This is a genomic window from Agrobacterium rosae, assembly GCF_002915175.1.
Classification (GTDB): domain Bacteria; phylum Pseudomonadota; class Alphaproteobacteria; order Rhizobiales; family Rhizobiaceae; genus Agrobacterium; species Agrobacterium rosae.
The window spans coordinates 308,165-330,544 of sequence record NZ_NXEJ01000012.1 but is presented as its reverse complement, the minus strand read 5'-3'; the positions used below and the strand labels follow the sequence as shown (position 1 = coordinate 330,544).

At 56.3% G+C, this 22,380-nt stretch carries 17 protein-coding genes and 1 pseudogene; 10 read left to right on the top strand and 8 right to left on the bottom strand.

Annotation, left to right across the window (positions count from 1 at the left end):
* Positions 1-20 precede the first annotated feature (20 nt).
* From rhbA to CPJ18_RS24285, 6 genes and pseudogenes are all read left to right on the top strand, one after another.
* Positions 21-1,391 (top strand): annotated as a pseudogene (rhbA, locus tag CPJ18_RS24310) (diaminobutyrate--2-oxoglutarate transaminase); the annotation flags it as partial.
* On the top strand, positions 1,388-2,872 hold the full coding sequence (rhbB, locus tag CPJ18_RS24305; RefSeq protein ID WP_103660316.1) for an L-2,4-diaminobutyrate decarboxylase: 1,485 nt from the start codon (positions 1,388-1,390) through the stop codon (positions 2,870-2,872). The pseudogene rhbA and the gene rhbB, both read left to right, overlap by 4 nt.
* Positions 2,859-4,613 carry an IucA/IucC family protein gene (locus tag CPJ18_RS24300; protein WP_077122929.1) on the top strand — a complete coding sequence of 585 codons (1,755 nt, stop codon included), beginning with the start codon at positions 2,859-2,861 and terminating at the stop codon, positions 4,611-4,613. Before rhbB ends, CPJ18_RS24300 begins: the two co-directional genes overlap by 14 nt.
* Complete coding sequence (gene rhbD, locus CPJ18_RS24295; protein ID WP_077122928.1) at positions 4,606-5,196, top strand: rhizobactin siderophore biosynthesis protein RhbD; 591 nt, start codon at positions 4,606-4,608, stop codon at positions 5,194-5,196. The genes CPJ18_RS24300 and rhbD overlap by 8 nt, the downstream gene beginning before the upstream one ends.
* A 2-nt stretch (positions 5,197-5,198) precedes the next feature.
* Positions 5,199-6,563: a rhizobactin siderophore biosynthesis protein RhbE gene (gene rhbE, locus CPJ18_RS24290; protein WP_103660315.1), complete on the top strand. Its 1,365-nt coding sequence runs from the start codon at positions 5,199-5,201 to the stop codon at positions 6,561-6,563.
* A complete protein-coding gene (locus CPJ18_RS24285; RefSeq protein WP_103660314.1) occupies positions 6,547-8,352 on the top strand; it encodes an IucA/IucC family protein in 1,806 nt (601 codons plus the stop codon). Before rhbE ends, CPJ18_RS24285 begins: the two co-directional genes overlap by 17 nt.
* A 42-nt stretch (positions 8,353-8,394) precedes the next feature.
* Here CPJ18_RS24285 and rhrA read toward each other — a convergent pair whose 3' ends face one another.
* Positions 8,395-9,336 (bottom strand): rhizobactin biosynthesis transcriptional regulator RhrA, encoded by a 942-nt coding sequence (rhrA, locus tag CPJ18_RS24280; protein ID WP_149896063.1) that lies wholly within the window; start codon positions 9,334-9,336, stop codon positions 8,395-8,397.
* A gap of 160 nt (positions 9,337-9,496) precedes the next feature.
* Between rhrA and rhtA the strand changes: the two genes are divergently transcribed.
* Together rhtA and CPJ18_RS24270 are read left to right on the top strand one after the other, a co-directional pair.
* Positions 9,497-11,770, top strand: coding sequence for a TonB-dependent siderophore receptor RhtA (gene rhtA / locus CPJ18_RS24275; RefSeq protein WP_103660313.1), 2,274 nt, complete (start codon positions 9,497-9,499; stop codon positions 11,768-11,770).
* Positions 11,770-12,873: a GNAT family N-acetyltransferase gene (locus CPJ18_RS24270; RefSeq protein WP_103660312.1), complete on the top strand. Its 1,104-nt coding sequence runs from the start codon at positions 11,770-11,772 to the stop codon at positions 12,871-12,873. The genes rhtA and CPJ18_RS24270 overlap by 1 nt, the downstream gene beginning before the upstream one ends.
* Positions 12,874-13,176: 303 nt before the next feature.
* Here the strand turns inward: CPJ18_RS24270 and CPJ18_RS24265 are convergent, their stop codons facing one another.
* On the bottom strand, positions 13,177-14,715 hold the full coding sequence (locus tag CPJ18_RS24265) for a Fic family protein (protein ID WP_103660311.1): 1,539 nt from the start codon (positions 14,713-14,715) through the stop codon (positions 13,177-13,179).
* A gap of 245 nt (positions 14,716-14,960) precedes the next feature.
* On the opposite strand from CPJ18_RS24265, the gene CPJ18_RS24260 reads away from it, so the two are divergent.
* Positions 14,961-15,452, top strand: coding sequence for a substrate binding domain-containing protein (locus CPJ18_RS24260; protein WP_103660310.1), 492 nt, complete (start codon positions 14,961-14,963; stop codon positions 15,450-15,452).
* A 277-nt stretch (positions 15,453-15,729) separates the two neighbouring features.
* Positions 15,730-16,119 carry a RidA family protein gene (locus CPJ18_RS24255; RefSeq protein WP_103660309.1) on the top strand — a complete coding sequence of 130 codons (390 nt, stop codon included), beginning with the start codon at positions 15,730-15,732 and terminating at the stop codon, positions 16,117-16,119.
* A gap of 34 nt (positions 16,120-16,153) precedes the next feature.
* Here the strand turns inward: CPJ18_RS24255 and CPJ18_RS24250 are convergent, their stop codons facing one another.
* The 6 genes from CPJ18_RS24250 to CPJ18_RS24225 all read right to left on the bottom strand — a co-directional run bounded on the left by CPJ18_RS24250 (position 16,154) and on the right by CPJ18_RS24225 (position 22,216).
* Positions 16,154-16,744, bottom strand: coding sequence for an NAD(P)H-dependent oxidoreductase (locus tag CPJ18_RS24250; RefSeq protein WP_103660308.1), 591 nt, complete (start codon positions 16,742-16,744; stop codon positions 16,154-16,156).
* On the bottom strand, positions 16,744-18,150 hold the full coding sequence (locus CPJ18_RS24245) for an FAD-binding oxidoreductase (protein ID WP_103660307.1): 1,407 nt from the start codon (positions 18,148-18,150) through the stop codon (positions 16,744-16,746). Before CPJ18_RS24245 ends, CPJ18_RS24250 begins: the two co-directional genes overlap by 1 nt.
* A 3-nt stretch (positions 18,151-18,153) precedes the next feature.
* Positions 18,154-19,470 (bottom strand): cytosine deaminase, encoded by a 1,317-nt coding sequence (locus CPJ18_RS24240; RefSeq protein WP_103660306.1) that lies wholly within the window; start codon positions 19,468-19,470, stop codon positions 18,154-18,156.
* Positions 19,470-20,264, bottom strand: coding sequence for an ABC transporter permease (locus CPJ18_RS24235; RefSeq protein WP_077122912.1), 795 nt, complete (start codon positions 20,262-20,264; stop codon positions 19,470-19,472). The genes CPJ18_RS24240 and CPJ18_RS24235 overlap by 1 nt, the downstream gene beginning before the upstream one ends.
* Positions 20,261-21,088 (bottom strand): ABC transporter ATP-binding protein, encoded by an 828-nt coding sequence (locus CPJ18_RS24230; protein ID WP_103660305.1) that lies wholly within the window; start codon positions 21,086-21,088, stop codon positions 20,261-20,263. The genes CPJ18_RS24235 and CPJ18_RS24230 overlap by 4 nt, the downstream gene beginning before the upstream one ends.
* Before the next feature lie 111 nt (positions 21,089-21,199).
* Positions 21,200-22,216, bottom strand: a complete 1,017-nt coding sequence (locus tag CPJ18_RS24225) for an ABC transporter substrate-binding protein (protein WP_103660354.1) — start codon at positions 22,214-22,216, stop codon at positions 21,200-21,202.
* Positions 22,217-22,380 lie beyond the last annotated feature (164 nt).

The window sequence follows — 22,380 nt, the reverse complement described above, 5'->3', positions numbered from 1 at the left end:
CGAATTCCACGAAAGATTCCACTGGAGTTGATCTTATGGACACGTTCCAACGGCACGATAACGAGTTCTATCTCAAGCGTCAGGCGCGCCGAGAATCCAATGCCCGCAGCTACCCACGCCGCTTCCCGCTGGCCCTGAAATCCGCCTCTGGCTGCATGGTGACCGATGTCGAAGGCCGGACCTACATCGATTGCCTTGCCGGTGCCGGAACGCTGGCACTCGGACACAACCACCCCGAGGTTATCTCAAGCCTGCAAGAGGTCCTCACTTCGGGTCTGCCGCTTCATACGCTCGATCTCGTGACCCCGGTCAAAGACAAGTTCGTATCGGATATCTATGAAACGCTGCCCGCCGGTCTGCGCGAACAAGCAAAAATCCAGTTCTGCTCACCCAGCGGCTCGGATGCTGTGGAAGCCGCTATAAAGCTTGCCAAGACCGCTACGGGCCGCACGGATATCGTTGCGTTTCGCGGTGCCTATCACGGGATGTCGCAAGGGTCGCTTTCCCTCATGGGGTCTTTGGGGCCAAAGGTGGACGTGGGCCAGTTGATGCCGGGCACACACTTCTTACCGTATCCCTATGCCTATCGTTGCCCATTCGGACGGGGCGGTGCGGAAACCGCAACGCTTGCTGCAGACTATTTCGAGTCCGCGATGCGGGACCCAGAAGGTGGCGTCAATCTGCCCGCTGCCGTCATTCTGGAAGCCGTTCAGGGTGAGGGCGGCGTTATCCCCGCGCCGGTGGAATGGCTGCGCCGAGTTCGCGCCGTGACGCGTGAACTCGGCATTCCGCTGATCCTCGATGAGGTGCAGAGCGGCGTCGGTCGTACCGGAACATTCTATGCCTTCCAGAAGGCGGACATCGTTCCTGACATCATCATTCTTTCCAAGGCCATCGGCGGCGGTCTGCCAATGGCTGTCATGATCTATCGCGAAGGTCTCGATTTGTGGAAGCCGGGTGCCCATGCAGGCACATTCCGTGGCAACCAATTGGCCATGGCGGCGGGCTCCAAAACACTTGAGATCATCAAGCGGGATGGTCTGGTCGAACGCGCGGCCATTGCCGGGCGCAGGCTACGCGCCAATCTGGAGCGCATTCGGATGCAGACGCCTTACATTGGCGATGTGCGTGGTGAGGGCTTGATGCTTGGTGTCGAAATGATCGATCCAACGCGCAAACCTGATAGTGCGGGTCAGCCGCCGCATGGCGGAGATATGGCGCGCGCGGTGCAGAGCGAGGCCTTTAGAGCGGGACTTATTCTGGAAACCGGTGGACGTCATGGCAGCGTGCTGCGGTTCCTGCCGCCGCTCACCATTTCCGATGCTGAGATCGATCAGGTGTCGAACATTTTGTCCGACACGTTTTCGCGCCTTGGACGCGACGCGGCATGAACGTGACCGTATTGCAAAGCAAACAGGTGCTTGCCGCCGGGGATGAGCTTTCAGCGTCCATCCTCGGCCCTAGCCTTACATCGCAGGCATCCTATCGCAAGGCGATGATCGAAGCGGTGGATCTGGCCGTGCAGAACGCGTCCAGACACCGGGTTCATTCTGGTGTGGATGCGGATGATATGCGCGGCTTTCTCTCTTCGCTGGATGTCTTCCCGCAGCAGGGCACCGGTCTCTCCGCAGCGCTTGAGGATATTGGCGTTCCGGCGGTTAGGCATGCGCTCGATGTGGGAAACCCGGCAACCATGGCGCATCTGCATTGCCCGGTGGCTGTACCCGCACTGGCGGCTGAAGTGCTGATTTCCGCCACCAATCAGTCACTCGATTCTTGGGATCAGTCACCCTTCGCAACGCTGGTGGAAGAACGGGTGCTGACGTGGTTGACGCAGTTTGCCGGTCTGCCAGCATCAGCAAGCGGCAGCTTCACCAGTGGCGGCAGCCAGTCCAACATGACGGCGCTCTATCTGGCAACGGAACGGCACGGTGCAGCGGCGAGAAGTCACGGCGTGATTTTCACCTCGGAGCATTCGCATTTCAGCATTCGCAAAAGCGCATCCGTTTTGGGCTTTGCCAGCGATGCCGTCGTAACGGTGCCGACGGATATAGAAGGCCGCCTGTCGGTTTCGGCTTTGAAAGAGGCTGTAGACCAAGCCAAAGAGCAAGGCCGCGTCCCCTTCGTCGTCGTGGCAACGGCGGGCACGACCGATCTCGGTGCGATCGATCCGTTGAGCGAGGTGGCTGATCTTGCTGCATCTTATGGGCTCTGGCTGCATGTGGATGCGGCCTATGGCGGCGGGCTTCTGTTTTCCCGGCATCGGGATTGCCTCGATGGCATCGAGCGGGCCGATTCCGTCGCGCTCGATTTCCACAAAATGCTGTTTCAACCAATCAGCTGCGGAGCCTTGCTGCTGAGTGACGGCGCGCATTTCTCGCCTCTGTCGATGAAGGCCGATTATCTCAACCCCGAGGTCTCAATTTTCGGAGATGTGCCGAACTTTGTGGAATCATCCGTCCAGACCACGCGCCGAAGCGATGCCTTGAAGTTCTTGATGACGTTGCGTGCCATCGGCCAAGATGGTCTCGATGCCCTGATCTGCCGGACACTGGACAACGCGCTGGCGGCGGCTCACTCCATTCGCAAGCGCGACTATCTGCGATTGGCGCAGCAGCCCACGCTGTCCACGGTCCTTTTCCGTTACATCTCGCCACACGGTGCTGCGCGATCCGACGAACTGACGCTGGCCATACGGGCACAGCTTTTCCGCGACGGCACCGCCGCCCTTGCGACAACCGTCCTTGATGGGCGGGTTCATTTCAAACTGACGCTTCTCAACCCGAATTCGACACCTGACGTCATCGACCGTGTTCTGGACGCGGTTGGAACCATGGCGCGCGAACTGGAGAACGACCATGTACGCCTGTAAGGCAGCAACACTCGCCCTTCGATCCCTCCTCAACTGCGTGACACGCGAATATGCCAGCCGCATCGTCTGGGGCCATGATGGCAGTGGCCAAAAACTGACGTTGAACTTTCCAGGCCACGGCGGCAGCCTGAAAATCCCAGTGCTGTATCGCTCCGCGACCGGCCATCACCTGTTCGGCGAGCCAATTGTGCTGACCGATGATAACGGTACGCGCGCCGTCAGCGCCAGCGACACAATCAGCATCATCATTGAACGGCTGGAGGCCAATGCCTCCGACGAAGGCCGTCGCGACCTTTTGAGCCGTGCTCATTCCAGCCGCATGCTGGTGGAAGCCGCCCTTCAGGACCGCCAAGCCGATCTCGAAAAACTCGTCGGCGAGGACGTTTCTTTCATCGAAGCGGAACAGGGCCTAATTGCCGGGCACGGCATTCACCCTTGCCCGAAAAGCCGCGACGGCATGACGGAAGAGGAAGGCAAGCGATATTCACCTGAATTCGCCGCAAGCTTTCTATTGCGCTGGTTTGCCGTTACCCGTGACATCTATCACGCTGGCCATTCCAATGGTTCGCCCTCTGTCGAAGCATGGTTGAACGCAGTAGAGGCCGAAACGCTGGGCGTTCTGCGCAGCCAGCTGCCTGAGGGAGACTTTGCCTTCCTGCCTGTGCACCCCTGGCAGGCGGATGCCATGCTGAAAGATGCTGATGTCGGCGCATTGGTGTCTTCGGGAAAAATCGTGGATTGCGGAGAGGCCGGAAAGCGTTGGTTTCCCACGTCATCCGTACGAACGCTCTATCGGCCCGATGCGCCCTTCATGCTGAAGCTCTCACTCGGCATCGGCATTACCAACTCCGTGCGCATCAATCTGGCGCGGGAGCTTTTGCGCGGCGATGACATGTATCGCTTCCGCGCAAGCGCGTTGGGGAACGCTCTCGCAACTGACTATCCCGGTCTGAATTTCATGCCTGACCCAGCCTATATCGGTGTCTCCGTCGGCGGCGAGGTAAACGATGGGCTGTCCGTGTCCATGCGCGAAAACCCGTTCCACGGTGCAGAGGTTGGCCGCAATGTCACGCTTCTGGCGGCGCTGTGCGAGCATTTGCCGGAGCGCGGCAGCCGGCTCGGGGTGTTGATCCGCAAGCGGGCCGATATTGAAAGCCGCTCGGTCGAGGCTGTTGCGGAAGACTGGTTCGCCCGTTTCCTCTCTGTTTTCGTAACGCCGGTGTTTGCGCTTTACCTGCGCCACGGTATCGCCATTGAAGCACACCAGCAAAACACGCTGCTGGAAATTGCCGAGGGTTACCCTGTCGCGGCTTTTTATCGGGATAACCAAGGCTTCTTCCACCACGAGCGCGCCCACGGAGCGTTGAATGCGGCCATTCCGGGCATTGGCGAACGAAGCGAGTCCGTCTTCGGTGAGGACGCCGTGGATGAACGTGTTCTCTATTACGGCTTGATCAATTCCACGCTGGGCATGATCGGCGCGCTTGGTCGCGAGGGCCTGATCAACGAGCAACGGCTGATCGGGATGCTGCGCGAGGCGCTGTTGCAACTGGACGCGGAGGAAGGCGGCCGATCCGGCCTCGTCAGCAAGATGCTGGCACCGGCTCTGAGATGCAAGGCGAACCTCAGAACGAGGCTTGCGCAGATGGATGAACTTGTCGGGCCGCTGGAAACACAGTCCGTTTATCTGGAAATCGATAATCCGCTGTTTCAGAGCGCCAGGGTGCAGGCCCATGGCTGATTTGACCACAGCCAGCAGCCAGTTTGCCTATTCGAGATACGACCCGGATATTGGCCGCACGGTCAGTTTCCGGATGCTGGATAAGAACCGCGATCTCGATCTGCTTTGGCGCTGGATGAACCAGCCACATGTGGTGCCGCAATGGAAGATGGCAAAGCCGAAAGAGGATATTGCCGCCTACATCGACACTAATCTGGCTGATCCGCATCAGGACCCGTATATCGGCTTCATTGATGGCTCGCCCATGAGCTATTGGGAAGCCTATTGGGCAAAAGATGATATTCTCGGCCGCCACTATCTGGCAGCGGAGAAGGATCGCGGCTGGCACATGCTGGTGGGGGAGCCATCCTTTCTGGGCCACGGCATTGCGCCAGCGGTGATCCGCGCCTTCACGCGCTTTCTGTTTTTGGATGACCCTGCCACGGAGAAGGTGGTGGGCGAACCGAGCGTCGCCGCCCGTCGCCTGCTTCGCTACGCCCCCATCTGCGCCTTCGAGGAGCAGGGGGAAATCGATTTACCGGACAAGCGTGCCAAGCTGATGTTTTGCCACAGGCAGCGCTTCACCGAACAATTTGGACTTTGATCATGACAACACTCGATCTGACCGGCGTCGGTGTCGGGCCATTCAATCTAGGCCTTGCGTCGCTTCTGTCTTCCCACCCGCAGATCTCGGCCACCTTTCTGGAACGCAAGCCGAGCTTCCGCTGGCATGAGGGCCTCATTCTGCCGGGTACCACGCTGCAAGTGCCGTTCCTTGCCGATCTCGTTTCCATGGCGGACCCGACGCATCGTTTGAGCTTCCTGAATTACCTTGCGGTGCACGACCGGCTCTACAAATTCTATTTCTATGAAAACTTCCTGATCCCGCGTCAGGAATATGATGATTACTGCCGCTGGGCATCGCAACAGCTGGAAAGCTGCCGGTTTGGCGAAAGCGTTGTCGGTGTGCGGCACGATGCGGCCTCGCAAACCTTCGTAACGGAAACGCGATCTCCGGCCGGCGCTGTGCGCAGTTATCACAGCCGCAACATTGCTCTCGGCATCGGCACCGCGCCGCATTTGCCCGCATGGACAGGGGTTCGCAGCAATGCGCCGATTTTCCATTCTGCCGAATTTGCAAAGCGAAAGGCGGAACTGACCAAGGCGCGTCGGGTTACCGTCATTGGCTCCGGCCAGAGCGCGGCCGAATGCGTGCTGGCGCTGTTCAACGAATTGACGCCCGAACGGATCGCAGCCGGTGCTTCCATTCGCTGGATCACCCGTTCGGCAGGCTTCTTCCCGATGGAATATTCCAAGCTCGGTCTGGAATATTTCACGCCTGATTATATGCGTGCGTTCCACACCCTGCCGCGTTCAAAAAGACGCGATGTCGTCGCCGATCAGGGGCTGCTCTATAAAGGCATCAGCTTCTCGACCATCTCCGACATCTTCGACCTTCTCTATGAGCGTTCCATTGGCGGGCGCGATCCCGGGCTTTCCCTTTCGCCCAATTGCGAAGTCACCAATGTCGAAGGCACAGGTTTCTCCGGTGATTTGAAGATTGGCGTCCGTCACAATCTTTCCGAAGAGGATAGCATTATCGAGGCCGACGCAATCGTGGCCGCGACAGGATATCGCCATGCGTGGCCCCAATGGCTGGACAGGCTGAAAGGCGATGTTCTGGAAACCTGTGAGCGCGGCGATCTTGTCGTTGGCGCTGATTTCCGCGCGAAACGCCGCGATGGTGGCAAGGGTGCCGTCTTCGTTCAGAATGCCGAAACTTTCCAGCATGGTGTCGGGGCACCCGATCTTGGGCTTGGCGCGTTCCGCAACGCCGTCATCATCAACCAGTTGCTCGAAGAAGAGCATTACCGGGTCACCGCACGCTCTGCATTCCAAAGCTTTGGAGTTCCACAAGATCCGGCCCAATCCTCGAAAATGTCAGGAGATGTCTATGCCCGCGCCGTTTGAAGCACCTTTTCAGCCCGCTTTCGCACCGACCCTGTGGAAAGAAACATCCCGCCGCCTGCTGGCCAAGGTCATCGAAGAATTCGCCTATGAGCGCGTGTTCCCGGTAAAGCAGGAAAGGTCAGGCCACTACCAGATTGAATTTTCCAACGCATCCTACAGCTTCAAGGCAAAGCGCTATGTGTTCGACAACCTCTCGGTCGAACCAAACAGCATCGTAAAACATGCGGACGGCGTCGATACACCGGTTCACGATCCGCTTGCCTTTTGCGCAGAGGTGCTGCCTGAGCTTGGTGTGAAGCCGATGACGGTCGCACATTTCATTCGTGAGCTTGGCAACACGCTGGTCTCGGATGCTCATATCGCGGCCCGCGCCAGCAAGACCGGAGCCGAACTGGCCGAGCTGGACGATATCCGTATGGAAGGCGAGACGACCGGCCATCCGTGGGTTACCGTCAGCAAGGGACGCATCGGTCTGGGTTATGCCGACTATCTGGCCTATACGCCAGAAAACCGTGCGGCGATGAAAATCGTCTGGATCGGGGTTAGCCGCGAGCGCGCGTCCTTTGTTGCCGAAGATGGCATGACGAATGAGGCACTCGTTGCCGAGGCTTTGGGTGATGAGGCTTTCGCGACCTTCGTTCGAAAGCTCGAAGCCGCTGGCGCATCACTGACGACACATGACATCATGCCGGTTCATCCCTGGCAATGGGACCACATGATCGTGCCGCATTTCGCCGCTGATATCTCATCTGGGCATATCGTGCTTCTGGGCGAGGGGAATGATCTTTACGTGCCGCAGCAGTCTGTCCGGACCATGTCGAATGTCAGCGCACCTGCCAAATCGACGCTGAAGTTGTGCATGACCATACTTAACACGGCGGTTTATCGTGGCATTCCGGGTAAGCGCGCCCTGACGGCTGCTCCCTTCACAACGTGGCTGGACAAGCTGCTGGCGAGTGACACTTTCCTTTCCGAGGAATGCGGCCTTATTCTTCTCGGTGAGCGCGCGGGCATGCATTATGTCCATCCGCAATTTTCCAAAATCCCGGGTGCGCCATACCAGTTCAACGAAATGCTGGGATGCCTGTGGCGCGATAGCCTAGCCGGTTACCTCAAAGCCGGTGAGACCGGCATGCCGTTGGCCGCCTTCATGCATGCGGGCAGCGATAGCAAGCCGGTGGTTCAGGCCTTGGCGGAGAAGGCTGGCGTTAGCGTTGAAACCTGGATGGCGCGATTCTTTGATGTGGTCTTGCCGCCTGTTTTCCATCTGCTCGCACGCCACGGGCTTGCATTCTCCGCCCACGGCCAGAACGCAACACTGATTTTGAAAGATGGCTTGCCGGAGCGGCTGGCACTGCGCGACTTCATCGATGATGTCATTGTCTGCGACCTGAATTTTCCGGAAACTGCCAGCCTTCCAGCTAAAGTTGAGGACGTTCTGCTTCGCCTGCCGCCGGACTTCCTGATCCACTTCATCCAGACAACGCTGTTCGTCTGCGTGTTCCGCTATATGTCGGTACTGCTAGACAAGAAGTCCGGCCTTTCGGAAGAAGCGTTCTGGGCCTTGGCTGGAGCCAGCGTGAAGCGGTATCAGGCGCGGTTCCCTGACATGGCCGACCGCTTCGAGATTTTCGATCTGTTCTGTGAAGAATATCCAAGGCTTTGCCTTAATCGCGTTCGCCTCTTCACCCATGGTTATGCCGATGATGACGAGCGTCCAGTGCCGGACTTCCAGGGAATGGTCAGCAATCCGCTGGTTCATTTCGACCGGAAGAAAGAAGCGGCCTGAATATGACGGAGGGCGTTGAGCCCTCCGTCACGCCTCTTCGCTTTATCCTGTCATGCGCCGCAAATCCGTGGGGCGTATGCCATAACGGCTGCGAAACGTCCGGTTGAAATAGGACAGGTCATTGAAGCCGACGCTATAGACGATCTGGCTGATCGGCGTTGCCGCAGTGTCGGACAGGATCAAGGTCTTGGCCAGTACGAGCCGCCGCTCCAGCACATAGCGAGAGAATGTCGTTCCTGTGCGACTGAAAATCTTCTGAATGGCTCGCGGCGTGATGCCCTCGGCCCTGGCGACATCAGTGATCGAGAATGAGCCATCCGCCAGATTGTCTTCGATCAGCACCTTCATCGATTCCACCCGATTTTGCGGCACCTCCGGCGGGGTGGTTTCGTCCTTCACCTGTTGCGCCAGAACGGGCAGCAACGAATAGAAGTGAGCGACCATCATGCTGGCATGGTCCTTGTCCTGATGGTCCTGTCGCAAGAGGTAGCCCGCGTAATTTGTGAGCAGTTGAAGCGGCAGGCACTCCGCCTGAAACCGTCGCAGCAGCAGGCTTTCGAGCGATTTTCGAACCGGCGCAATGGCCGAATGCGGTAGATGCGCACAATCGAACCTCCCACCCTCAGGCAAAACGATTTCTGAAGACGTATCCGCCGGAAGCAGAATGACGTCTCGCAATGCCAGCGTAAATGTCTGCTGGCGATGATGCACGATCAGCGGTCCGTCCGTGGCCCGAAGCATGACGATATCAGGGGTGCCAATGCCGTTTGCTTTGAGGCGCAGTGGCGTTTTGGGAAGGTAAAGGGTTGCTAGCGAGAGATCGACGTGTTTCCAGAAAAGTCCGGTCACACCAGCCAGATCACCATCTTCGACAGTGATCGTTGCTTCCCCCAGCATATCCAGCAAAATGGTGCGGCAAACGAGCCTGCTTTCGGAGTCGGGCAAAGAAATGGTCCCAAGTTTGAGAGGCCGAATTATTTCCATAAAAATCAACCCGTCTTTATTGTTGATGTTCGCAATTATCCAAAACGTGTTCGTTCTCATCCAAGCGCGTCAACGTCTTACCTCATAAAACATGATAAAAATAGTCTTGTATTTTTCGCAGTTAGACGGCTGCGGGGATTTTTTGTGCATCGGGGGCGAAATGTTCAGAAAGTGGAATATTGGCGTTAGCCTGTTGGCTATCGCCGTTGCAACGGGTTTGCATGCATCAGCGCAAGCGCAGGATGCGTCTGAAAATACGCAGGCGAGCGGGGACTTGACGGTTCTGGAAACAATTGTGGTGACAGGTGGCCGCTCTCCGCAGCAGATTTCCGAAACTGCCAAAACGATCTATGTGGTGGAAAGCGAAGAAATCTCTTCGCAGGCCAATGCCGGGAAGTCCGTTCAGCAGATACTCGCTGATACGGTCCCAAGCTTCGACCCCGCCAGCGATGGTGCGAGAACCTCCTATGGTCAAAATCTTCGCGGTCGTTCGGCTCTCGTGCTGATCGATGGCGTGTCCATGAACTCCGCCCGCGGACTAAGCCGCCAGTTCGACTCGATTGACCCGTTCAATATTGCGCGCATCGAAGTCTTGTCCGGTGCGACAGCCATCTACGGCGGCAACGCAACCGGCGGCATCATCAACATCATCACCAAAAAGGGTAAGGACGCCCCAACGGGCATGCACAGCGAAGTTTCCGTCGGCGCGGAAAGCGGTTTTGCTGGAAGCCAGGATTTCGACCGCTTCGCCAAGGGCGCTGTGACGTATAATGCCGAGAATTGGGATGCACGTCTCTCCATCTCTGGAAATCGCAGTGGAGCTTACTACGATGGTAGCGGCACTATGGTTATCCCGGACATCGTTCAGACGTCGACTGCGTTCAATAAGCGTTTGGATTTCCTTGGGTCGGTTGGTTTTCAAATCGACGATACGCGCAGGTTAGAACTGTCCGGACAGTATTATGATAGCAGACAGGATTCTGACTATGGGCTTTATTACGGTGCGGGCTTGGGTGGTTTTCTGACGCGAAATCCATCTCTTTTCGAAACACGCGCTGGATACGATTCAGACTTCAATCCACGCACGCAACGCACGATGCTGAACGCCACCTACACAGATGAGGACTTCCTCGGACAGCAATTGTTGTTGCAAGGTGCTTTTCGGAAGGAGCGCATATCATTCAGCCCGTTCCCGGCATCCAACAGTTCTTCGCTGCCCTTCGGCTTCTACTTTGGTGGAAGTGCGCAGGATACGGACTACTTCTCTGGGAAGGCTGCTTTGGTTGCAGAGCCGACCGATAAGCTGAAGATCACTTATGGTCTCGACGCCGATCACGATGCACTATCCTCTCACCAGAACGTATTTGATTACGCGACCGCATCGTCCAGCGGTGGGCTTGATTTCAATACGATTGGAATAGCGGGCCTCTATCCGAGCATCAAAGTCTCTACGATCGCAGGTTTTGCAGAAGCATCCTATGAGGCTACGGATCGTCTCACGGTCAACGGTGGAGCACGGTACCAGTTCGTTCACACGAAAGTTTCGGATTTTGTGGGAGCTGGCCAGCAGGTCGCCATCGTTCAAGGCTCCGGAACCTCAGCGGATACCATTCCCGGTGGTAGTGTCAGCTATGACGACTTCTTGTTAAACTTCGGTGCGGCATATGAAATTACGAATACGCAGCAAGTCTATGCCAATTTCAGCCAAGGGTTCGAACTGCCTGATCCCGCCAAATATTACGGCGTGGGCAGTTATACGCGTGTCGGAAATCGATACGTCTTAAACAACAGCGTGAACGTAGCGGATTCTGCGCTGCAGGCCATTAAAACGAACTCCGTTGAAGTCGGATACCGTTTTGATGATGGCACGTATACTATGGAAACTGCGGCCTATTATTCCTTGTCCGACAAATCCATTACACTTGACCGCACATCCCTTGCGGTCAGCGTACTCAACGAGGACAAGCGCGTGTATGGCGTGGAAGGCAAACTAGGAGCAAAGCTCGACCACGGTTTTGACGTTGGGGTATTGGGCCAATGGGTTCGCACAGACGTGAAGGGTGACAATGGTTGGGAAAAGGCAACAGTACAAAATGCCAGTGTTTCCAAGGTAGGCGGTTATGTCGGCTGGACGAACGATGCGCTCAGTCTCAAATTCACTGGGCAGCATATTTTCGATCTGACGGATGCCGACAACTTCAAAATCGAAGGTTATACGCTTTTCGATCTGACAGGCGGCTACAAATTTGAAACAGCCAATACGACGCTGAATTTCGGCATTCAGAATGTCTTTGATACGGATTACACGACCGTCTGGGGCTCTCGTGCGAAAGCACTCTACGGCGGCACGGTGGGTCAGTCCGTGGCCAATGAAATCTTCGACTACAAGGGGCGCGGTCGTACCTTCGCCGTTTCGCTGACGAAAGTCTTCTGATGGATCATCAGGGTGACATAGGGCACGGTATCGTCAATCCCTCCGGGTGCCTTTCATCGGTTTCGGCGTCCGACCCTGTCGTCTATCGAGCCTTCTGCCTCGACGGTCTGGATGCCGTCGAGGTGCGTCGAAGAGATTTTGTCTTGTCAGTCTCAACTGGGCAAGACCGGAATGCTACGTTCCGGCTTACCCTGAGCGGTTCCAATGCTCAGATTGAAATTGTCGATATTTCTCGAGATGTGGATAACCGCTGGCGGTTGGTGAGTGCCGTTTTAGAGTATTTGTTTGCAACGTCATCCGCACTTCTATCTCTGGCACTTAAGGGTGAGGGGTGGTTCGGCATTCGCGACGAGTTGTCTCGCAATGGAATTTGGCTTCACGAGGATGAAGCAGCCGGGCAACTGATCTTGTTCGCCAATATGTTCTGGCAAACAACCGGCGTCTGGACTTCGTCTGCCTCGACTGCTTTTCCACGGCATGATATTTTCGATGGCAGGATAGCGCATCCCTGGCGGCCACCCAAGCCGCGGGGAACTGTCTATGCTCGCTATATTCCCTGGCTAGGCGGCGTATTTTCGCTCGATGTGGCCACGCTTGACGCTCTGCCAGTCGTGCATCGCTGGATGAATGAGCCACGGGTCAACGAGTTTTGGCACGAGGCTGGCGACGAAGACAGGCATCGCCGCTATCTGGCGGGCATGTTTGCCGATCCGCATATTATGCCGCTGATCGGCCGTTTCGATTGCAAGGCATTCGCCTATTTCGAAGTCTACTGGGCTAAAGAAGATAGCGTTGGCACATTCTGCGATGCAGGTGACTACGACCGAGGCTGCCATGTCATCGTCGGTGATGACGCTTGCAGAGGTCGTGACTGGTTCACCGCATGGCTACCTTCGCTTCTCCACTACATGTTTCTAGACGATCCCCGCACCCAATCTATCGTGCAGGAGCCAAGCAGCAGCCATCATCGGCAGTTGCGCAATCTCCAGAAATCTGGCTTTTCCCACGTTAAGAGCGTCAATCTTCCGACGAAACATGCTGCCATCATGGCAATTACCCGCCAGAGGTTTTTTTCGGATCGCTTGTGGCATGCAGCCGATTAGGCTGTGTGAACCCTCCAGGCAATGATCATGTTTTCAGACTGGATGTTTAATCACCTCAAGCAGTTCCGTGGAATTACGACCTGAAATGGTAACCCAAAATTCTCCTCAGCATTTCCTTTTCTCGCCGCCGTCAAAATATGGCTGCCAAAATTCGTTAGCAGTATCTTGCCGCAAACATACAGTGACGCCGAATCTTGGGCCTCTCATTTGCTTCACCGTGTAAGCTTGAAACCCTGTCGTGTCAGGTCATCATCCTAGAATTTCATTTCCACAGTTCTATCCCTATCAAGGCGATCGATGATTTTAGAGTGCCTTACTCATCGACCAAGAGGTGCGCTCCGCGATGAATTCCGCGAACGGTTTGACGTTCATGTGGACGCTCGCCTGTTCAAGGCCGGACAAATAAGTTGACCGATCCTCAACCCTAACCACTGCCCATGGAAACCCACCCGAGGCGAACATGGCGTTCATTAGGAAGCGTGCCATCCGTCCGTTGCCGTCAGGATAGGGATGAACATAGCCTATCAACCAGTGGCCAAGGACTGCCCTAACCGCTGGTTCGCTTTCCTTCTCCAGTAGATCGAACAGGGTCTCCATTCCATCCGGAACCGCTTCGGAACGCGGTGGTACGTGCCATGATCCGCGAAGATATACAGGGTGGTTTCGATAGCCCGCGAGGGCGCTGGGTTTTAGGATACCTGCGGCTACGGAGGGACCGAACAGTTCGCGGTACCAATCCCTATGTTGCATACGGATAACGGCTCCCGCCGGTGCACCGCGGAGAATCTCCGCAACAGATTCCTTCACGCTCTGAAATGCCTGCCAATAACCGCGTGCTGCCAGGGCGTCCCGGTTTTGCCGATCCTGCTGATCCACATCCGGATCCCACGTACCAGCGCGCACGCGATCAATGAGTTCCGGAGTAACGCTGTACCCTTCGATCGAAAGCGAATGGTATGCGTCGTTCTTGTATATGTCCTCGACCGATTTTATGAATTCGGTGGTGTCCGAGGGAAGTCCGGGTGCAGCAGGAAAAACATCGAGGACCGCCTGACGCTGGCTTTCCCATATAGCATTGAGACGCGCCACAATGGGAGATCCAGCGACAGCTAAGGTGGAGACTTGCTGGTTTTGATCGAACGGGTCGGTCTCTCTAACGTCGTACATCGCGCCTTTCATCGTTTTCAAGATATCGTCGGCGAACTCGCCTTTTCCTATGCGCCGAAATGCCCCGGCCAGACGGCCTGCCACGGCCGAATGCCCTCCGTCGAGTAATCGACCGAGGACACCCGACACATCGCGCATTGATTTCAGCACGATCTGGGCTTCGATAGGTGATCTTTTGAAAAACGCTTCAGCAACTTTTACCAGGGCGGCGTCCGCAGTATAGAACCTCAATCCGTTTTTCTCGACGAGATCCTCGCGCGGTGGCATTTGCTTGGTCTTGAGATCGTAGATGGATGTGCCAAAAAGCAGTGATAAATTGTTGCTCGTTGCCTTTGGACTGTTGATAATCACCTGGGGCGGAATCGCAGTTGCTTCTGCGTGGAGTAGCATCGATTGTTCCGGTGACAGATGCCATTCCCGTCCAAAGCGGTCGTCGCAGTAGAGGGAGCAGAACTCCCAGAATGAAGCGTACCAAAGGGTTGTGTCGCCGTCTTGGGACTGGGGTCCCGTTGACATTTGCCAGCCGCGGATGACTTCTTGGAGAAATCCGCTCCGTGTAAGGCGCTCTCGGTGTAGTCGGCTGAACTCGTCGGACTTGAGTATTCGACGCCCGCCATCCTGCAATGTTTTGAGGGCTTGCAGAGCGTCAGCCAACTTTTCATTTGGTGTAGCCATTTGGTTCTCACGACCTCGTTATTCTTTCGCGAACTCACAATGCCCCGGCTCAAAGGCAATTCCTGCATCATTGCACGTTTTTGATGTCGTTTATATGCGCGTTTTTAACGTCGAGTAAATACGAGTTCAAGGTGATGATTCAATAAATGTTTTTGATGATGAGTCATAACGCGTTTTTGGTGTCGTGAGTCATCGCAGCATTTCGTGCACCGCGTTTACGCCGCTAAACATTCCTTCCCTTAGACATAGAAGTTCGTCTCGGTGACGTTTCCGACAGCAGCCTGATCTGTCGCCGGCTTGGCTGGACCACGGCCTTTCTTGTTGCATCGCCCGGCTATGTCGCAGAGCGAGGCCAACCTCGTGGCCTAAGCGAGATCGCAGAGCACGACTGCATTTGCTACAGCCGCGGCGGTGAAACGCGTGCATGGATATTTGCCGATGGTGCCGATCAGGTGCGGGCAGCGATTAGTCCGCGGATGGTGTTCAACAATGCGAGTGCTGTCTATCGAGCGACCGTCGCCGGAGGAGGGCTGGCCATCCTCTCTCATATCCTCGTTGCCGAAGACATCGCATCGGAGAGGCTCATCAACGTTCTGCCTTGTCTGCCGAAGGCACGGCTGCCGATCACCGCGGTCTATGCTTCGCGCCGAAATCTTCCAATGCGGGTCCGCACGGTTTTCTACTTTCTTGCCGACGCAGTCAGGGAGGGCGCATCAATGACTGGCGCGGCCTGCTAACGGACAGCCTTATCTAGCTAAACCAGTCACCGAGTCCCCCAAATTGCTGGGTCGTCGGTTCATAATGGTTCAAGAGCGTGGCCTCAAATTACCTCGTTAGCCGATATGATGTTGCTCAGACGAGCCGACATGCATATTTGTTTTTCGCAAGCGATCGACTGCAGTTCGATGGCGAACTTGACCAATTAGGTAAACAGCTTTCCGTTGGGCTCATGTGGATTGAAGTATGAGACAAGCCGAGCTAGCTTCTTCTCACCATCATCAAAAGAAGTGCAACATGAAGCGTGTTTTCAATCCTCCCTGCGTGCGCCAACCGTTCGGCGCTTATAATCATGGATTGCTGGTGGAGCCTGGTGCGAGCCTGCTCGTTACATCTGGGCAACTGGGGATCGGCCCGGATGAAATAGTCCCACCAGACGTCACCTCTCAAGCAGAACTGTGCTTCAAGGCGCTTAGCGCCATTTTGGAGGAGGCGGGCATGACCTATGCGGATGTCATACGCACCTCCGGTTTCGTCACCAAGCGCGAAGACTTCCCAGCCTATATGGCCGTTCGCGATCGTTTTACGCTTGATCCGAAGCCGGTTTCGACCTTGCTTGTGGTCGGCGGCTTCACCCGCGAGGAATTCCTGGTCGAGGTAGAGATTACCGCCGCCAAGGTTTTTTGAGATGGTCAAAAGGTCATAATTTTTAGCGCATTGTCTAAAGGCGCTGCATTTCCGCACGGACCTTCGCCAGAAATCTCCTACGGGTTTCAACCGTGCAATTGTTCATATCGTAATGCGCAAGGTAGGTGACGCCTCTTGCCGGTCTGGCGACTGCGCGCAGCACACGGGTTGCCATCTTCCGCGGCGGGTCACCCGCCAGGAAAGCACGCCAGCGATTTCCGCCATAGGTCGTCAACACGATGATTTTCTTGATGTTGGTGAGCTTGCGGGTGAGTTTGCCACGGTCACCCTCATCCATGTCGAAGGTGACACCCGGCAGCCAGACGCGGTCGAAATAGCCTTTGAGAATAGCTGGCCATCCGAAGTTCCAAACGGGTGTCACGATTATCAGTGCATCGGCGGCGCGCAACCGTTCGACATATGAGCGCACCGGCTCGATATTGGTTGGCACGGTGTGGTAACCAAGGCGTTCATCGCGGGTGAGCACAGGATCGAAATTTTCTGCATAGAGATCGCAATCGTCCACCTCATGGCCCGCAGTGCGCAGGGTGTTCAGGGCCTCGACATGCAAGGCCGAGCCGAAGCTCGATTCAACCGGATGAGAGTGGAGGAGCAAAATCTTCATCAGCCACCCGCTGCCGCCAAACCGGGGAAGAGGTAGTTCTCACCGCTTTTGAAGTCGAAGTCAGGATTGTCCCAGGCGATCATCTTGCCAGGGTTGAGCAGGCCATTCGGATCGGTTTCTTTTTTAAAGGCAAGCTGTACGGTGTCCGTCTGCTTCATGCCACCTTCCTCGAGCGTGTAGCGATGGGGATTGAAGATCGGGCAACCATTGTCCTGATGGATTTTTATGATTTCCTCCAACCGTTCTTCCGTGGTGAAGCGCACCAGCGGTAGGCCCGAGCACTGGATGTGACCATCGAATTTGAGGAACTCCAGGTGTCCCGGAACCTCATCGCCGAAAATCTCAGTCATCCTTTGGACTTTAGCGACATGATCAGGCCCCGGATATTGAACCTGTAGATAGGTGAAGCTGGGGTCGACCTTCAGCGCGCGCAGTGTCGTGTGGTTCCAGGCAAGTTCATAGGCGTGCGGGATGCCTTTCATGCTTTCGACCTTGTCGGAGCGAAACAGGATTTCGCCGTGCTGACGTTCGGTGAAAGCGGCAAACGCATCCATAGACTGGGGTGCTACCATGAAAACGCAGATCGACTGACCTCGATGCCGAATGAACGGTTTGTGCCGCGGGAAATAGTCATACGGAATGGGTGCCGCAATCGGCGCGATTTCCTTCACGAGAATACCGTTCTTGTGGGCAATCGCATCGCCAAGGCGAACCGCATCCATGTAATCGTCATAACCGACGAGAACGTCTACCCATTCATAGGCGGGGGCGAGCGGCATTTCCACTTCAACGATGATGCCATTGGTGCCATAGGCGTGTGTTACTTTTTGCAGGTCCCATGCCGTCAGATCGAGCACCCGTGGTTCGGCCTCCATGGTGACGACGCGCAGGCGCAGGATATTGCCCAAATCACGCAACCCGCCCCAATGGATGGAGCCAACGCCGCCGGAACCCCCGGCGATAAAACCGCCGATCGTTGCTGATTGCGCTGTAGATGGATGGAAGCGCAGTTCCTGGTTGGAATGCGCTTTTGTCTGGCGATCCAGTTGAGCGATGACAACGCCAGGCTCGGCGATGACGCGGCCGGGATGGATTTCCTTGACCGCATTCATGTTGATGAGATTGAGGACGATACCACCCGAAAGTGGCATGGCCTGGCCGTAATTGCCGCTGCCGGCGCCGCGTGGTGTCACCGGCACGGAATGGGCATAGGCAACCTTGAGAGTTTGGATGACCTCCTCGACCGACTTTGGCGAAACGACGAGGTCGGCTGTAACATTGTCCAACTGACGTTTCAGGACAGGGGAATACCAGTAAAAATCCCGACTTTTCTGACGCACGAGGGCGGGATTGTCTTCTGTCGCAATGCCTTCTAGCTCTTTCTTGATCTGCGCATAGTCGGCCATGGGTCACTCTTTCATCAGGATGGGATCAAGGTCTCGGTAGTCCGGCAGGCAACGGTCGATGGCCTTGCCATCGCGTATCACGATGCGATCCGCCTGCGGACGGGACAGGAATTCGCTCCACCGACGCGCACTGAACAGGACCAGATCGGCGGGCAGGCCCGCGCCGATTCGGCCGACATCACGGCGTCCGAGGATGTCGGCAGGCGTCGTGGTAAAGACGCGTGCGACGTCATCGATCGGGTGATCCAGATGGAGAATGCGCACCGCTTCTCGCAACACCTCGACTGCGTCGAGATCGCCATAGGCATAGAAGGGATCACGGGTGTTATCGGAGGCGACGGCGGTGGGCACACCGGCGGCGGTGAGTTCCTTGAACAAAGTCGTGCCACGCCAGCGCGGCGTTCGGCCCGCATGGCGGTCCTGAAGGTACATATTGCACATCGGCAATGACACGACAGAGATGTTCGCCTTGGCGACCTTGTCGATCACCCGCTTTATCGTGTCGTCGTCTTGGCGCGCTAGCGAGCAGCAATGCCCCACGGTGACGGTGCCGTCAAAACCGTGACGAAGTTTTGCGTCGGCGATGGCCTCCAGCGTCAAGACTTCCCGGTCCTCGGTCTCATCGACATGCAGATCAATGTCGAGGCCGTTATCCGCAGCGTTGCGAAACATGGTGTCGAGGATTTTATCGAGATCCGGCAGGATGCGGGTCGCGCCACCCAGCAGGCCGCCATGTCGTTTGGTGGTGGCGACGATGGCGTCGAACACCGGTTTGTCGAGCACGCTCTCGAGCGGCAGAAGGGAAACCGCCTGCAAAGCGATGCGGTCCTTCCATTCGTCCTGGATTTCCGCAAACAGGGGAAAGGAGATATCCGTCTGCGGTGGAATGCTGTCCAGATGCGTGCGGATCAGCTTCGTGCCGTGGGCATAGGCTGCCTTGAGTGAAAACTCTATACGTGCGCGGACATCGTCGCGCGACCAATGGGCGATGCGGTCGGCGCGCACATTCTCGAGGGCTCCTGTGAATGTGCCGTCGGGGTTCGGCCGGCGGTCCCACACATGGCCCTTGTCCAGATGGGTGTGCATGTCGACGAAACACGGGAAAATCATGCCGTCGCGAAGGTCGGCCTGTGGCATGTCCGAAGGGGTGGAACCGGCCGGTAAGACCGCCTCGATCATGCCGTTGGCGATCACGATGTCCGCAGAAACAAGGCCATCCTTAGCCTGTGCTTGAAACCCTTCAACCGTCACCGAAGGCAAGGTGGCGTGCGTGAGTGCGAAACGGTCTGCCTTTGGCAGGACCACAAATCCATCGGTCATCAGTTTTCTCTCCTCAGGCTGCTTTCGTGCCACCGGTGCAGAAAGAACCACGAAACAAAGGAGGTTATACAGAAGATCACAACGCCCAGCAGCGACAACAGCACCAGTGCTGCGAAAAGCCGTGGAATGTTGAGCCGGTATTGTGATTCCAGCAACCGGAATGCGAGGCCGGAGCCAGCGCCTGCCGAACCTGCGGCGAATTCTGCGACGACGGCTGCGATGAGTGCAAGCCCACCGCCAATCCGCAGACCCGTCATGAAGTAGGGCAACGCCGATGGCAGCTTGAGATAGATCAGCGTTTGCCAACGGGATGCGCCGTACAGGTCGAACAGGTTGAGCAGATTGTGATCTACGCTTTTCAGGCCCTGCGCCATGTTCGACAGGATCGGGAAAAATGCGACAAGGAAGGCGCAGATCAGCAGCGCGATCTGGGTCGTCGGTGTGTAGATGAGGATCAGCGGCGCAATCGCGACGATCGGTGTCACTTGGAGAATGACCGTGATCGGATACAGCGCAATTTCCAGCCATTTCGATTGCACGAGAATAATGGCAATGCCGACCCCGCCCAGCAAGGCCAAGGCCAATGCCTGAAGCGTGATCTTCGTGGTCACCAGCAGTGCTGGCGACAACGTGCCCCAGTCATTGTAAAGGGATTTTCCCACAGCGATGGGGCCAGGCAGGATATATTGCGGGATCGCGTACGCGCTGATGATGGCCTGCCATATCGCGATCATGCAGATCACCACCGCGATCGGAATTGTTATGCGCAAAGCCACGTCACGGTTGAAGGTCATGGGTGTTCTCCGCCGTCCATGGCTTCGATCAGCATGTTGGAGACTTTCTCGCAGGCCTGACGATATTCCTCAGAAGTGCGATAACGGGCGTCCCGCTCTAGGCTGGTGACGAGAGGGAAATCCGCATGCACGCGACCCGGCCTTGGTCGCATGATGACAATACGGTTTGACAGGTAAGCGCTTTCGAAAACCGAATGGGTGACGAAGACGACAGCGATGCCGGTCTGCTTCCAAAGCTTCAGCACGTCGTCATTCAGTTTTTGTCGCGTTATCTCGTCGAGCGCCGCGAATGGCTCGTCCATCAACAGCAGTTTCGGCTTCGTCACGAGCGCCCGAGCGATCGAGACACGCATCTTCATGCCGCCGGAGAGTTCGCGCGGGTAAGCCTTTTTGAAATCGCTGAGACCAACCGTCTCAAGCGCACGCGCGACGTCATTTCTGGCGGCCGCTTTGGACACGCCCCGCAGCTTCAATGGCAGATGGACGTTGCCAAACACCGTCTGCCAGGGCATCAGTGTCGGTTCCTGAAAGACGAACGAGATGTCACCTTCCGGCAGGCCGTTGGAATTGATCCGTGAACTCGGCCAATCGATCGTGCCGGAGGTCGCGTTTCCGAGCCCCGCGATAATCCTTAGTGCTGTCGATTTTCCACAGCCGGACGGCCCGAGCAGGCTGACGAATTCGCCATTCTCGATGCTCAACGAAACGTCGGAGAGCGCCAGCGTTCCGTTTGAAAACTGCTTTGAAACGCCCTTCATGCTGACCAGCGGTCGTTTGCGACCTTCTTTACTGGATGGCAATTTCGAAACTGGCGATAGGGTCATAGCATGGCCTTGGCAAACGTCGTGGCGTCGGGAGTTTCAGTGAGAAGGCCGGGTGATGGGATGGCCACGGCTCACCCATCGGAGTGAGGTGTACGATCCCATCGCGCTCTCTTATTTTTTGAGGGCCATGCCCACGCCTTTGCAAACGAACTTTGTCGTATAAGCCTGCTTGTAGTCCAGGTCGGCTGGTTCAACACCAATTGCCACCATATTGTCGAAGAACGTCTTGTATCTCTCGTCGGTCATGCAGCCGATGCCCTTTGTCGCTGCTTCACCAGATTCAAGAATGCCGTATTCCTTCATCTTCGCGATGGAAAAGGCGATCTGGCCATCCGTCATCTCCGGGTTGTCTTTCTTGATGAGATCGTTGGCGGCTTTGTTGTCGCCGTAGAGGTACGAGTACCAACCCTCCAGCGTGGCATCGACGAAGCGCTGAACCATTTCAGGCTTTTCGTCCACGGTCTTCTGCATGGCGGTTATCATGGTCGAATAGGGGGCGTATCCGGCATCAGCCAGCAGGAAGATCTTCGGCTTCCAGCCTGTCTGCTTTTCGATCTCGTAAGGCTCCGATGTCAGGTAGCCCTGCTGTGCGGATTGCTTGTCGGCGATGAACGGTGCCGGGTTGAACGTGTAGGGCTTGTATTGCTCTTCCCTGAAGCCGGGGAAATTCTTTTTCATCCATTCGAAGTAGGTGGTAAAACCTTCCTTGCCCATGAACACGGTCGTCAGCTTGCTCATATCGCCGAACGTCTCGATGCCAGCATCGGGGTGCGCCATCAGGACCTGCGGGTCTTTCTGGAACAGCGAGGCAACGCCGACCACCGGAATCCCCTCTTTGCGGGCATCCATGTCGCCCAATTGGCCGCTCATATAGAAATCGACTTTTCCGGCAAACAACAAGGAACGGTTGGCAGCGTTGGGGCCGCCTTGAACGATTGTTACTTTCAGACCGTGTCGCTCGTATGTGCCATCCGCAATCGCCTGGTAGAAGCCGCCATGTTCAGCCTGCGCCAGCCAGTTGGTTCCGTAGCTGACTTCATCAAGCGCCCATGCTTGCGGAGCGGATAAGGTAGCGGCACACAAACCCAATGCGGCAAGGCAGTTCTTCGTCTCGGAATATCTGAACATTTCGATCTGTTCCCCTTTTACCGGCATCGTAGGCGTGCCTGTTCCCTTTCATTTGAGCTGTTGCATTGATCTTTGAAAAGCATCAAAATTCGTGCGCATTGATGCCTTTACGGCATCGCTTGCGAAACCGACTGCTGAAAATGGCAGCCTTCCTTAAATTTGAG